A 12,787-nucleotide genomic window follows, 5' to 3' on the forward strand; every position below is an offset into this window, starting at 1 on the left:
AAAAACAATGAGGAGCAAAGTATGGAACGGGGGACTAAATGTGGAATGAGAACCAAATGTGGAATGAGGGCGAAGTGTGGGAGGGGGCTTGCCGCCGATCGCAGTGGATCAGCTACAAATAAGCTGACTGACTCACCGCCATCGGGGGCAAGCCCCCTCCCACATTTAGCCCTCCTCCCACATTTAGCCCCCCATTCCACATTGGTTCTGCGGCGTGTTGGGGGGACAGTTACAATGCCGCTCCCCCAAGGAGCCCAAATGACTTCACTGCTCAGCGACTGGCGCCACCGCCCAACCCACCGCCGCGTCTGGGCCCTGGCCGCGCCAATGATCCTGTCGAACATCTCGGTACCGCTGGTGGCCCTGGTCGACAGCATGGTCATCGGCCACCTGCCCCACGCCCACCAACTGGGCGCCGTGGCTGTCGGGGCCAGCCTGTATACCTTCCTGGCCTGGGCCATGGGTTTTCTGCGCATGGGCTCCACCGGGTTCGCCGCCCAGGCCGCCGGGCGCAACGATGGCGCGGCGCTGCGGCAAATCCTGTTGCAAGGTTTGCTGTTGGCGCTGGGCCTGGCGATGTTGCTCGGTACAGTGGGCATCCCGCTGAGCCACCTGGCCCTGGAATGGATGCAGCCCTCCGCCGAACTCAATCAACTGACCCGCGAGTTCTTCCACACCCGCCTGTTCGGCCTGCCCGCCGCGTTGGCCAGCTATGCCTTGGTCGGCTGGTTCCTCGGCACGCAAAACGCCCGCGCGCCGCTGGCGATCCTGCTGACCACCAACCTGGTCAACATCGCCCTCAACCTGTGGTTCGTCCTCGGCCTGGACTGGGGCGTCGTCGGCTCCGCACGCGCCTCGGTGATCGCCGAATGGACCGGTGCCCTGCTCGGCCTGGCCCTCACGCAAAAAGCCCTGCGCGCCTACCCCGGGCATATCGCCTGGGCCGCCTTGCAACGCTGGCACAGCTGGCGCCCGCTGCTGGCGGTGAACCGCGACATCTTTATCCGCAGCCTGGCGTTGCAGTCGGTGTTTTTCATGATCACGGTGCAAGGCGCACGCCTGGGCGACGCCACCGTGGCCGCCAACGCGCTGTTGCTCAACGGCCTGCTGCTGACCGCCCACGCCCTGGACGGCCTGGCCCATGCGGTCGAAGCCCTGTGCGGCCATGCCATTGGCGCGCACGACCGTCAGGCGTTGCGCCGTTCATTGGTGGTCGCCTGCGGTTGGTCGCTGATCGCCAGCGTCGGTTTCGCCCTGCTCTTCACCTTCGCCGGCCACCTGTTCATCGCCATGCAGACCGACATTCCCAGCGTGCGCGAAACCGCCGACATCTACCTGCCATACCTGGCGGTGCTGCCGTTGATTGCGGTGTGGAGTTATCTGCTGGACGGGCTGTTCATCGGCGCCACGCGTGCGCGGGAAATGCGTAACGGCATGCTGCTGACGGTGCTGATCCTGCTGCCATTCGCCTGGCTGTTGCAGAGCTACGGCAACCACGGCCTGTGGATCAGCTTCCTGCTGTTCATGGCCCTGCGCAGTCTTACGCTTTGGACGATTGCCTGGCGTTTGAACCGACAGAATCAGTGGCTGGGATAAGCGCCCCTCACTATCACTGTCACCGTCACCGTCACCGTCACTGTAGGAGCGAGCTTGCTCGCGAAAAACGTTCAGACAACACGGGCATCCAGACAGCCCATGTCATCGTTGACGATCTTCGCGAGCAAGCTCGCTCCTACAAGGATGGGTGCTTAGGAGGACAGGTAAGACGAACGCGTCAGACCCAAGCGCAACGCATCCAGAAACTGCGTGCGCTCGCTGGCACTGATCTTCGCGCTGGCGCACTTGTCACGGTAATGCGTCATCAACTCCTCCGGCGACAAGTGCACATAACGCAGCATGTCTTCAATGGTGTCGTGGGTCTCGATCCCGGCGCTGTACACCGAACCGTCTTCACGCTGATAGATGTTCACCGAGTCGGTGTCGCCGAACAGGTTGTGCATGTCACCGAGGATTTCCTGGTAGGCGCCGACCAGGAAGATACCCAGCAGGTAGTCTTCACCCTCTTTCAGCGCGTGTACCGGCAGGCTGGTCTCGATGCTCTGCTCGTCGACGTATTGCTTGATCTTGCCGTCGGAGTCGCAGGTCAAGTCCTGCAATACCGCGCGGCGCATCGGTTCTTCGTCGAGGCGGTGCAGCGGCAGGATCGGCAATACCTGGCCGATGGCCCAGGTGTCCGGCAGGCTCTGGAACACCGAGAAATTGCAGATGTATTTATCCGCCAGCTTGTCGTTGAGTTCGTCGAGCACCTGGCGGTGCGAGCGCTGACGTGCTTTCAGCGAGTTATGCAGGCGGCGGCATACGGCGAAGTAGCACTGTTCGGCCAGGGCTTTTTCCGCCAGGGTCAGTTTGCCGTCGGCGTACTGGGTGGCCACGTCGCTCATGTAGTGAGTGGCGCGCCAGTAGGTTTCGGTGACCATCTCGATGTCGGTCGGGCCGAGCAGGTCCACCAGCCATTGCACGGTTTCCGGCAGGTTTTCCTTGTTCTCGATCTGCGGCATTTCGTCGTTGTGCTTCTCGACGTCGGTGACTTGCACCACCAGCATGGCGTGGTGGGCGGTCAGGGAGCGGCCGCTCTCGGAGAAGATGTTCGGGTGCGGCAGGCTCTGCGCGTCGCAGAACTCCTTGAGCATGCCCACGACGACACCGGCGTAGTCGTCCATGTCGTAGTTGATCGAGCTGGCGTTGCGCGAGTGAGTACCGTCGTAGTCCACGCCCAGGCCGCCGCCGACGTCGATGTGGTCCACCGGCAGGCCGAGGTTGCGCAGTTCGCCGTAGTAACGAATGGCTTCCTTGAACCCGTGCTGGTAGTCGGCCAGGTTGGCGATCTGCGAGCCCATGTGGAAGTGCAACAGGCGGATGCCCTGGTCCAGGCTGGCGGCGCGGAAGCGCTCGACCACCGACAGCAGTTGCGCCGCCGACAACCCGAACTTGGATTTCTCACCGCCAGTGTCAGCCCACTTGCTCGACGCCAGGGACGACAAGCGCACGCGCAGGCCGACCTGTGGCTTGACCTTGAGGTTGGCGGCTTCTTCGATCACCAGCTCAACTTCGGACTCTTTCTCGATCACGATGAACACGTTGTGACCCAGCTTCTGGCCCATCAGCGCCAGGCGGATGAATTCGCGGTCCTTGTAACCGTTGCAGACGATGGTCCCGCCTTTCGGCGCCAGGGCCAGCACGGCCAGCAGTTCCGGCTTGGAGCCGGCTTCCAGGCCAATGGACACGTCCTGGGTGGCGATGATGTTTTCGATCACCGCCTCCTGCTGGTTCACCTTGATCGGGTACAGCGCGGTGTATTTGCTCTGGTATTCCAGACGCTCGATGTTCGAATCGAACGCACCGGTCAACTGGCGCACGCGGTCTTGCAGGATGTCGGGGAAACGCACCAGCAGCGGCAAGGACAAGCCGCTTTTGCGCAACTCGTCGACTTGCTCGTACAGGTCGACAGGCGTGCTTTTCGGGCCGTTCGGACGAACTTCAACGCGACCGGCATCATTGATCGCGAAATACCCGGCCCCCCAATGACGAATCCCGTAAACACTGCGGCTGTCCGCAACTGTCCATTGGCTGCCATCGTCTTTGCGTGTGCGTCGTACGGACATTGAAGTCCCCTATAAATGAAGTCGAAGGCGCCGCCCCTCGTTGGAGGCTGGCGCAGTCTAAAGAATGAAAATGACGATTTGCCTGTGAGTAAGGTCAGACCCCACTCGCAGGACAGAGTTTAGACACTGGTTGGGAAGAGGCTTTCAGCCGCCGGACTTCTTGGCCTTGTACCCGAGCTTGATCAGCTCGGCCAACAGCAACTCGACGTGATCGCCCTGGATCTCGATGACCCCGTCTTTCAACGCGCCACCGGTGCCACAGCGCTTTTTCAGCGTGGTGGCGAGTTCCTTCAGCGCGTCTTCGGCCAGCGGCACGCCGGTGATGGTAGTCACCGTCTTGCCGCCACGGCCTTTGCTCTCGCGTCGCACGCGGGCAATGCCGTCGCCTTCGGGGATCAGGGTTTGTTTGCAGGTACAGGCGTCCACGGGCTGACGACAGTCCGGGCAGTGTCGACCTGCGTCGGTGGAAAATACCAGGCCACCGAGGGCGGCGAAGGATGCGGCTTTTTTGGCCACCGGCAATCCTCTTGTGAGGACAAAGACTGATCGGCAAACGCTCAGGCGGTTGCCGACCGCGAAGCCCCACTCAGGCAGGGGCAGCGCTACCGAACCCCCCATGTCATTGCCCCCGATTCCCTGTAGGAGCGAGCTCGCTCGCGAAGATCGCCAACGATGACGCGGGCATTCAGGATGCCCGCAGCGCGCTTGAGGTTTTCGCGAGCGAGCTCGCTCCTACAGGAATCAGGGGGTGGAACAAGGGTGGTTCGGGTGAAAAGTCGCGCAGTGTAACCACAAAAAGCTCACTTGCTAAGGGCCAAATCGCGCCAATTTATACAACTTTAGCGACGTGAGGCCAGATAGCGCCGCAAGCCCTCTTGCGCGTCAGGGCAGTAGGGCTTTTGTTGCGCTTCCTGCAGGACAATTTCAAGGGGTAAAAAGCGCGCTTCCATGACTTCTTCAGGCTGCAGGCACAGCGCACCGTCCCACACGGCGGAGTAGGATCTGCACCAAAGTCGGCTGTCACCGTCCTCGAAGTAGAAATGGTCATGCTCGACCAACTCCACCCCGCCCACGCCGAGCTCTTCTGCAAGCTCGCGGGCGGCCGACTCGGCATAACTCTCGCCGTCCGCCACCATCCCGCCTGCCGCCGTGTCCCAGAAACCGGGGTACAGGGCTTTGCTCAGGGTGCGTCGATGTACGCACAGTTCACCTGCCGAGTTGAACAGGAAGATAAAGGTGCAACGGCCGATCAGGCCGCGCTGGCGCAGGTCGGAGCGCACCAGGGCGCCGAGCGGGTTGTCGTGCTCGTCGACCCAGCAGATCAGTTCCGCATCAGAGGCTGCGCGGTGCGCGGCCTCCTTTTGAGTGGCGTCCATCATCAACCCTGGTTGAGTAGTTGACGCAAGTCGATCACCGCCGCGTTGGCCCGGGAAATGTAGTTGGCCATCACCAGCGAGTGGTTGGCCAATATGCCAAAGCCGCTGCCGTTGAGGATCATCGGGCTCCAGACCGGCTCTTGCGAAGCCTCCAGCTCACGAATGATCTGGCGCACGCTGACCGTCGCATTCTTCTTGGCCAGCACGTCGGCAAAGTCGACTTCGATGGCGCGCAACAGGTGGGACAAGGCCCAGGCCTGGCCGCGGGCTTCGTAGAACACGTTGTCGATCTGCAGCCATGGGGTTTCCACCACTTCTTCATCGAGCTGCGGCACTTCACCCGGCGCCAGCGCTTCGGTTTTCAGTGAGGTGTTCAGCTTGACCCGGCCGACACTGGCCGACAGACGTTGCGACAACGAACCCAGGCGTGTGGCGACATCGCCCAGCCAGTTGTTGAGGTTGTCGGCGCGCGCATAGAACAAGGCGCCGCGCTGGTTCGGGTCGGACAGGCGCACTTCATAGCGATTCAGGGAATTGATGCCTTCCTGGTACTCCGACTCGCTGGAAGGCAGCACCCAGCTCTTGTTGTCGAAGTTGAAACGCGGCTCGGCCTTCGCCAGGTCGGCGTCTTCCGCCGACTGCGACTGGGAACGGGCGAAATCCTTACGCAAGGCGCGGGTCAGGTCACGCACCTGCACCAGTACGCCGTATTCCCAGCTTGGCATGTTGTCCATCCACAGGCCCGGCGGGAAACGGTCGTTGGAAATATAGCCCCCAGGCTTGTTGAGCAAGGTGCCGGCCACGGTCTTGAGGGTTTCCACGGTGGTGTAACCCAACACCATCTGCTTGCCTTCCTTTTCAGCGGCAAGCTGGGCGTTCTGCTGGACCGGGAACAGCGCCGGCTCTTCGCTCCAGTACCAACCCAAAGCACCGGTGACCAACAGATACAAGCCGAGTACGCTGAGCACCGCTCGGCTCATCAGCACGCTACGCAAATAGCTGCGGTTGGCCGACTTGGGTTCAGGGGCGGGGCCTTTGGCACTGCCTGCACGGTTTTTCCAGTCCAGCATGGCGATATCCTTTCAATCACTTGAGTTCATGCACTTCAATCGACGGCGTGCGTTCAAACACTCCGACAGCAACCCTACCCCATCGTGCCCGTCAATGCGGGCTTTTCGCCCTACAACTATGATCCAACGGACGCCCAGGGGGCATTCGACTATAAAGGATGCGCGCTTTTTCCGCTGCACGACCAATTAGTCACTAAATGAATGCCAGGGACTCGCAGTTAATTGACGTATGACACTCATGTAACCGAAAAGAGGTGCTAGCATAGAGCCACCAGTCGACCTCAGCACGCACCTTCACTAGTAGTCAGGATATGACCGAGCCAGAAGACCCCAGCCGTGAGCGTCTCAAGCAGCACTTTGCCCAGCGGGTAATTCATCAGGCACGTCAAATTCTTGAGATCTGGCAGCGCCTGCAACGCAGCGAATGGTCCGACGCCGACTTCTCCGAACTCAGCGAAGCCAACCTGCGCCTGCTGCGCTTCGCCGAACGCTTCGAACAGCCCGAACACGGCCAACTGGCGCAGCACATCGGTGAGTCGCTCAAAGCGGTGGACGCCAATCGCGGCCGCCTGAGCAGTCAACTGATCACCGAAATCAACCGCTTGATGCAACGCCTGTCCCGCACCGGCCTGCGCCAGGGCGATCAGCTTGAGCAAACCTTCCTGCCGCCGATGCGCAAGCCGATCTACGTGATGCTGGCCGATCACGATCGCGCCGAGCGTCTGGCCAAGCAGCTGGAATTCTTTGGCCTGAGCGCCCAGTCCCTGGACGACGTGGCGGCGTATCGCGTGGCGATGGCCGAGCGCCTGCCGTCGGCGATTGTGATGGACGTGGATTTCTGCGGCCCGGGCCTCGGCCTCCAACTGGCCGCCGAGGCCCAGCAAGGCCTGGAACAAAAGCTGCCGTTGCTGTTTTTCAGCCTGCATGAAACCGACACCCCGACCCGCCTCGCCGCCGTGCGCGCCGGCGGCGAGGAGTTCCTGACCGGCACGCTGGAAGCCTCGAGCCTGCTGGAAAAGATCGAAGTGCTGACCTGCGTCGCCCAATACGACCCCTATAAAGTGCTGATCATCGACGACTCACGGGCCCAGGCGCTGCACACCGAGCGCCTGCTCAACAGCGCCGGTATCATCACCCGCACGCTGATCGAGCCGATCCAGGCCATGGCCGAGCTGGCGGATTTCCAGCCCGACCTGATCATCCTCGACATGTACATGCCCGCCTGCACCGGCACCGAACTGGCCAAGGTGATCCGTCATAACGACCGGTACGTCAGCGTGCCGATCATCTACCTGTCGGCCGAAGACGACCTGGATAAACAGCTGGACGCCATGAGCGAAGGCGGCGACGACTTCCTCACCAAGCCGATCAAGCCGCGCCACCTGATCACCACCGTGCGCAACCGCGCGGCCCGTGCGCGCAACCTCAAGGCGCGGATGGTGCGCGACAGCCTGACCGGCCTGTACAACCACACCCATATCCTGCAATTGCTCGAAGACTGCACCTTCCGCGCTCGTCGCGAGAATAAGCCGTTGAGCTTTGCCATGCTCGACATCGACCACTTCAAGCGCGTCAACGACAGCCACGGCCACCCCATGGGCGACCGCGTGATCAAGAGCCTGGCGCTGTTCCTCAAACAGCGCTTGCGCAAGACCGACTACATCGGCCGCTACGGCGGTGAAGAGTTTGCGATTGTGATGCCCGATACCGACCTGGAATCGGCCTGCAAGGTGCTGGATGAAATCCGTGGGCGCTTTGCCGAAATTCACTACCCGGCACAGCCGCATGACTTGTGGTGTACTTTCAGCGCCGGGCTGGTGGAGTTGTGCGACGATTCCGACAGCCTGATGATGGCCGCCCAAGCCGACGAGGCGCTGTACCGCGCCAAGGATGCCGGACGCAATCGGGTTCAAGCCGCGCACACATCAAATCAAAGTGCCATCTTTTCACCAGAATCCAGCGACTCCGTCATAACTTTGTAATAGAAACGCAATAACTTCAGGCACTTAACTTTTGCTGTCGGTTGAAACCACGCATGCGCCTGAAGCTGCTGACCAATCTCAATACCCTCCTTCTGGTGGCCGTGTGCCTGGCACTCGGGGCGACGCTCTGGTGGTCGCAACGCGCGCTGGAACGGCCTTATTTGCTGATGGAACGCTACCTGGGGTTGTCGCAGACCTTCCAGAACCAGGCCGCACGCAACATCGACGACTACCTCGCCAGCGGCGACGCCCTGCGCTTGAGCAGCGCCAGCCAGAGCCTGGAAAGCCTGCTGCAGCACCTGGACGAATTGCCCGCCGACCTCGCACAAAGCCTGCGCCCCAGCCTGAAGGAGCTGGACACCTTCAGCAAAACCGACCTGCTCGCCGCCGGCAAACTGGCCGGCGACCCGCAAGCGCTGCTGTTGCAGGCCGAGCGCGAACTGGGCGCGAACCTCGAGCAACTGAGCCAGTACGCCATCGGCGTCGATTCGCCCGCCGCAGCGCGCTACCTGCCGCCGCTGCTGGCGGCGTCCCAGCACCTGGGCAAGCTGTCCCTGGCCCGCGACAAGCTGGTGAGCAGCGGGCGCGCCGAACTGGCGGATGATGTGGAGCGCGAAGTCAGCAATATCCGCGGCCAGGCCGACCTGCTGGAGCAACTGCCCTTACTTGGGGTCAAGGCCAACGCCGGTTCGAACACCGATGACTTTTCGGCGCTGATGGGCCTGGAAAACAGCGAAAAAACCGAAACACAAGACACCGGCGTCGACCTCAAGCGCGAACTCAACAGCCTGCTGACCCGCTACCCGGCCGAACTCAAGCGTACCCGCGAGCAGATCCAGCGGCGCGCCGACCTCGCCGCCGGCACCCAACTGAAAATCGCCGCCGTGCAACAGGCCATCGCCGGCCTGGAGCCGGTCGTGCGTGCGCAGCACGCCGTGATCCAGGGCGAAGTGCGCCTGATGCAAGGGGTGATGATCGGCCTGATCCTGCTGATCGCCCTGCTGATCGATACTCTGCAACGGCGCCTGGCTCGGGTGTTGACCAACCTGGCACCGGCCCTGTCGACCTGGGGCGAAGGCGACTTCAGCCAACCGATTGCCTTGGGCAAGACCAACCGCGAACTGCGCGACATCGAAGCCTCCCTCAACCGCTTGCGCGCCTACCTGGTGGACCTGGTGGGCACCATTCGCGGCAATGCCGAGGAAGTCGCCGGCAGCAGCCGCGCCCTGGCCGAGCTGAGCAGCGGCCTGCATGATGGCGCCGAACGGCAGGCCGGGGACACCGCGCAGATCCGCGATTCGTTGGGCGAATTGGAAGCGACCATTCAACAAGTCGCCGGGGACGCCAGCCAGGCCGCCGGCGCCAGCCGCAGCGCGGGCCAGGCGGTGAAGCACGGCCAGCGGGTGATCGGCCTGAGCCTGACCGGGCTGCATGCGCTGGTGGGCGAAGTGCAGCAAAACGCGCAGATGATCGAGAAACTCGCCGAAGAGTCCGCGACCATTGGCGGCGTGTTGACGGTGATTCGCTCGATCGCCGACCAGACCAACCTGCTGGCGCTCAATGCCGCCATTGAAGCCGCCCGCGCCGGAGACGCAGGGCGGGGGTTTGCCGTGGTCGCCGACGAAGTGCGCTCCCTGGCCCAGCGCACCGCCGGCGCCACCGCCGAAATCCAGGGCCTCATCGCCGGCCTGCAAACCGCCGCCCGCCAGTCGGTGGAAGGCATGCGCGCGCAGGTCGAACACGCCGAAGCCACCGCCCAGCAAGCACAAGCGGCCGACGGCGCGCTGGATGAAATCGTCGGGGCGATCCAGACCATTTCCGACACCTCCGTGCGTATCGCCGATGTGACCGCGCAGCAAAGCGGTGCGGTGAGTGAGATTCGCGATAACAGCGAACGGATTCATCAGTTGGGTGAGGACAACCTGCTGCGCATCGGCCAGGGCCGCAGCCAGGGTGAACACCTGTTGGTGCTGGGCGGCCAACTCAACACCGCCGTCCAAGCCTTCCGCGTCTGACCCGACCTAGCGCCACGCGAAGAACCAATGTGGGAGGGGGCTTGCCCCCGATAGCGGTGTGCCAGTCTCAATATCTGTAACTGATCCACCGCTATCGGGGGCAAGCCCCCTCCCACATTTGATCGCCACAGGTTTCAAGACGGTATTACCAATGACCGGATCTTGGGCCGCAGTCACAAATTTCGCGCAATCCTCGCTAATCGTGCTGCCTACTGCATAGAACTGGACAGTCATAAACGCTTTGCGGCATAGTCGCCGGGTTCTGCCGTACCCACATCAATAACAAGGAACAGCCGATGGCGACCTTACTGGTTCTTCACGGACCCAACCTGAACCTGCTCGGCACCCGCGAACCGGGCGTCTACGGGGCAGTGACCCTAGAACAGATCAACCTCGATCTGGAGCGACGGGCCCGTGAAGCCGGCCACCATTTGCTGTACCTGCAAAGCAATGCCGAGTACGAATTGATTGATCGCATCCATGCCGCGCGCGGCGAAGGCGTGGACTTTATTCTGATCAATCCCGCCGCTTTTACGCACACAAGTGTTGCATTACGTGACGCGCTGCTGGCGGTGAGCATCCCATTCATCGAAGTGCATTTGTCGAACGTGTACAAACGCGAACCTTTCCGCCATCAATCCTACTTCTCCGACGTAGCGGTAGGTGTGATCTGCGGCCTTGGCGCCAGCGGTTATCGACTGGCCCTGGAGGCCGCCCTGGAACAACTTGAACAACCGGCCAAGCGCCCCTGACCGACCCTTGGGAGTTGACGATTCATGGATATCCGTAAAGTTAAGAAACTGATCGAACTGCTGGAAGAATCCGGCATCGACGAGCTGGAAATCAAGGAAGGCGAAGAGTCTGTACGCATCAGCCGCCACAGCAAGACCCCGGCCCAGCAATTCTACGCGCCGCAGATGCAAGCACCGGCACCTGCCGCTGCCGCTCCGGTCGCCGCTGCGCCTGTCGCCGCCGCCGAGCCTGCTGCACCCAAGCTGAACGGCTTCGTGGCCAAGTCGCCAATGGTCGGTACGTTCTACCGCACCCCGGCACCGGGTTCGCCAGCCTTCGTTGAAGTCGGCAAAACCGTGAAAGAAGGCGACACCATCTGCATCGTGGAAGCGATGAAAATGATGAACCACATCACGGCCGAAAAAGCCGGTGTCATCGAATCCATTCTGGTAGAAAACGGTCAGCCGGTTGAGTACGACCAGCCGCTGTTCACCATCGTTTGAACCGCGGAGCGCCTTCGATGTTGAAACCTGCGAAGAAACTGCAAAAAGTCCTGATCGCCAACCGCGGCGAGATCGCGCTGCGTATCCTGCGCGCCTGTAAGGAAGAGGGCATCAAGACCGTCGCTGTTTACTCGACGGCCGATACCGAACTGATGCACGTGAAACTGGCGGACGAAAGCATCTGCATCGGCCCGCCACTGGCTGCGAACTCGTACCTGAAAGTCTCGAACATCATCGCCGCTGCGGAAGTGACCGGCGCTGATGGCATCCACCCGGGCTACGGCTTCCTCGCGGAAAACGCCGATTTCGCCGAACAGGTGGAAAAATCCGGGTTTGCCTTCATCGGCCCGAAAGCCGAGACCATTCGCCTGATGGGTGACAAGGTTTCGGCCAAGGACGCCATGATCGCGGCCGGCGTGCCGACCGTTCCAGGCTCCGACGGCCCGCTGCCCGAGGACGAGACCACTGCGCTGCGCATCGGTCGCGAAGTCGGTTACCCGGTGATCATCAAGGCCGCAGGCGGCGGCGGTGGTCGCGGCATGCGCGTGGTACACAAGGAAGAAGACCTGATCGAAGCGGCCAAGCAGACGCGCTCCGAAGCGGCTGCCTGGTTCGGCAACCCGATGGTCTACCTGGAGAAGTACCTGACCAACCCACGTCACGTGGAAGTGCAGGTGCTGTCCGACGGCCAGGGCCACGCCATCCACCTGGGCGACCGCGATTGCTCGCTGCAACGTCGTCACCAGAAGGTATTGGAAGAAGCACCGGCACCGGGCCTCGACGAGAAAGCCCGTGCGGAAGTCCTGGCGCGTTGCGTCAAGGCGTGCATCGACATCAACTACCGTGGCGCCGGCACTTTCGAGTTCCTCTACGAGAACGGCCGTTTCTACTTCATCGAGATGAACACTCGCGTGCAGGTAGAACACCCGGTTTCGGAGATGGTCACCGGTATCGATATCGTCAAGGAGATGCTGAGCATCGCCGCCGGTAACGAGCTGTCCTTCACCCAGGACGACGTGAAGATCCACGGCCACTCCCTGGAGTGCCGGATCAACGCCGAAGACCCGAAAACCTTTATCCCGAGTCCAGGCCTGGTCAAGCATTTCCATGCGCCAGGCGGCAACGGCGTTCGCGTCGATTCGCACCTGTACAGCGGCTACAAGGTTCCGTCCAACTACGACTCGTTGATCGGCAAGCTGATCACCTGGGGCGCCACCCGCGACGAGGCCATGGCCCGTATGCGTAACGCCCTGGACGAAATCGTGGTCGACGGCATCAAGACCAACATCCCGCTGCATCGGGATCTGGTCCGCGATGAAGGCTTCTGCGAAGGTGGTGTGAACATTCACTACCTGGAACACAAACTGGCCAACCAGTAAGTGCTCCACCCAACAAAGCCGCCTTCGGGCGGCTTTGTTGTTTGTGGCCCCTCCATTTTGAAGATGTA

At 61.8% G+C, this 12,787-nt stretch carries 10 protein-coding genes; 6 read left to right on the forward strand and 4 right to left on the reverse strand.

Annotated features, from left to right (window positions below; translation table 11 throughout):
* Nucleotides 1-258: 258 nt before the first annotated feature.
* Complete coding sequence (locus INT12_RS27495; protein WP_193039890.1) at nucleotides 259-1,596, forward strand: MATE family efflux transporter; 1,338 nt, start codon at nucleotides 259-261, stop codon at nucleotides 1,594-1,596.
* A gap of 152 nt (nucleotides 1,597-1,748) precedes the next feature.
* Here the strand turns inward: INT12_RS27495 and speA are convergent, their stop codons facing one another.
* The 4 genes from speA to INT12_RS27515 form a co-directional block, all read right to left on the reverse strand.
* Nucleotides 1,749-3,662: an arginine decarboxylase gene (gene speA / locus INT12_RS27500; RefSeq protein WP_057005974.1), complete on the reverse strand. Its 1,914-nt coding sequence runs from the start codon at nucleotides 3,660-3,662 to the stop codon at nucleotides 1,749-1,751.
* Between the two features lie 144 nt (nucleotides 3,663-3,806).
* Entirely contained in the window at nucleotides 3,807-4,178 is a 372-nt protein-coding gene (locus INT12_RS27505; RefSeq protein WP_017849660.1) for a translation initiation factor Sui1, read from the reverse strand.
* 323 nt (nucleotides 4,179-4,501) lie between these two features.
* The gene (locus INT12_RS27510; RefSeq protein WP_193039891.1) at nucleotides 4,502-5,038 is read right to left on the reverse strand and encodes an NUDIX hydrolase; all 537 of its coding nucleotides are present in this window, start codon (nucleotides 5,036-5,038) and stop codon (nucleotides 4,502-4,504) included.
* Between the two features lie 2 nt (nucleotides 5,039-5,040).
* Nucleotides 5,041-6,018: a DUF2333 family protein gene (locus tag INT12_RS27515; protein WP_370737517.1), complete on the reverse strand. Its 978-nt coding sequence runs from the start codon at nucleotides 6,016-6,018 to the stop codon at nucleotides 5,041-5,043.
* A 401-nt stretch (nucleotides 6,019-6,419) separates the two neighbouring features.
* On the opposite strand from INT12_RS27515, the gene INT12_RS27520 reads away from it, so the two are divergent.
* From INT12_RS27520 to accC, 5 genes are all read left to right on the forward strand, one after another.
* Nucleotides 6,420-8,090 (forward strand): response regulator, encoded by a 1,671-nt coding sequence (locus INT12_RS27520; protein ID WP_193059101.1) that lies wholly within the window; start codon nucleotides 6,420-6,422, stop codon nucleotides 8,088-8,090.
* Between the two features lie 53 nt (nucleotides 8,091-8,143).
* Nucleotides 8,144-10,105: a methyl-accepting chemotaxis protein gene (locus INT12_RS27525; RefSeq protein ID WP_017849664.1), complete on the forward strand. Its 1,962-nt coding sequence runs from the start codon at nucleotides 8,144-8,146 to the stop codon at nucleotides 10,103-10,105.
* A gap of 296 nt (nucleotides 10,106-10,401) precedes the next feature.
* Nucleotides 10,402-10,857 (forward strand): type II 3-dehydroquinate dehydratase, encoded by a 456-nt coding sequence (gene aroQ, locus INT12_RS27530; RefSeq protein ID WP_193039893.1) that lies wholly within the window; start codon nucleotides 10,402-10,404, stop codon nucleotides 10,855-10,857.
* 24 nt (nucleotides 10,858-10,881) lie between these two features.
* Nucleotides 10,882-11,340 (forward strand): acetyl-CoA carboxylase biotin carboxyl carrier protein, encoded by a 459-nt coding sequence (accB, locus tag INT12_RS27535; protein ID WP_017849666.1) that lies wholly within the window; start codon nucleotides 10,882-10,884, stop codon nucleotides 11,338-11,340.
* Between the two features lie 17 nt (nucleotides 11,341-11,357).
* The gene (gene accC, locus INT12_RS27540) at nucleotides 11,358-12,719 is read left to right on the forward strand and encodes an acetyl-CoA carboxylase biotin carboxylase subunit (RefSeq protein WP_017849667.1); all 1,362 of its coding nucleotides are present in this window, start codon (nucleotides 11,358-11,360) and stop codon (nucleotides 12,717-12,719) included.
* The last annotated feature ends 68 nt before the right edge of the window (nucleotides 12,720-12,787 follow it).

This window comes from Pseudomonas sp. K8, assembly GCF_014889455.1.
Lineage (GTDB): Bacteria > Pseudomonadota > Gammaproteobacteria > Pseudomonadales > Pseudomonadaceae > Aquipseudomonas > Aquipseudomonas veronii.

What these genes read in the sequence shown, in the direction of transcription:
- INT12_RS27510 (WP_193039891.1), bottom strand. Translation starts at nt 5,038, where the DNA reads ATGGACGCCACTCAAAAGGAGGCCGCGCACCGCGCAGCCTCTGATGCG.
- INT12_RS27515 (WP_370737517.1), bottom strand. Translation starts at nt 6,018, where the DNA reads ATGAGCCGAGCGGTGCTCAGCGTACTCGGCTTGTATCTGTTGGTCACC.
- accC (WP_017849667.1), top strand. Translation starts at nt 11,358, where the DNA reads ATGTTGAAACCTGCGAAGAAACTGCAAAAAGTCCTGATCGCCAACCGC.
- INT12_RS27520 (WP_193059101.1), top strand. Translation starts at nt 6,420, where the DNA reads ATGACCGAGCCAGAAGACCCCAGCCGTGAGCGTCTCAAGCAGCACTTT.
- INT12_RS27495 (WP_193039890.1), top strand. Translation starts at nt 259, where the DNA reads ATGACTTCACTGCTCAGCGACTGGCGCCACCGCCCAACCCACCGCCGC.
- speA (WP_057005974.1), bottom strand. Translation starts at nt 3,662, where the DNA reads ATGTCCGTACGACGCACACGCAAAGACGATGGCAGCCAATGGACAGTT.
- accB (WP_017849666.1), top strand. Translation starts at nt 10,882, where the DNA reads ATGGATATCCGTAAAGTTAAGAAACTGATCGAACTGCTGGAAGAATCC.
- INT12_RS27525 (WP_017849664.1), top strand. Translation starts at nt 8,144, where the DNA reads ATGCGCCTGAAGCTGCTGACCAATCTCAATACCCTCCTTCTGGTGGCC.
- aroQ (WP_193039893.1), top strand. Translation starts at nt 10,402, where the DNA reads ATGGCGACCTTACTGGTTCTTCACGGACCCAACCTGAACCTGCTCGGC.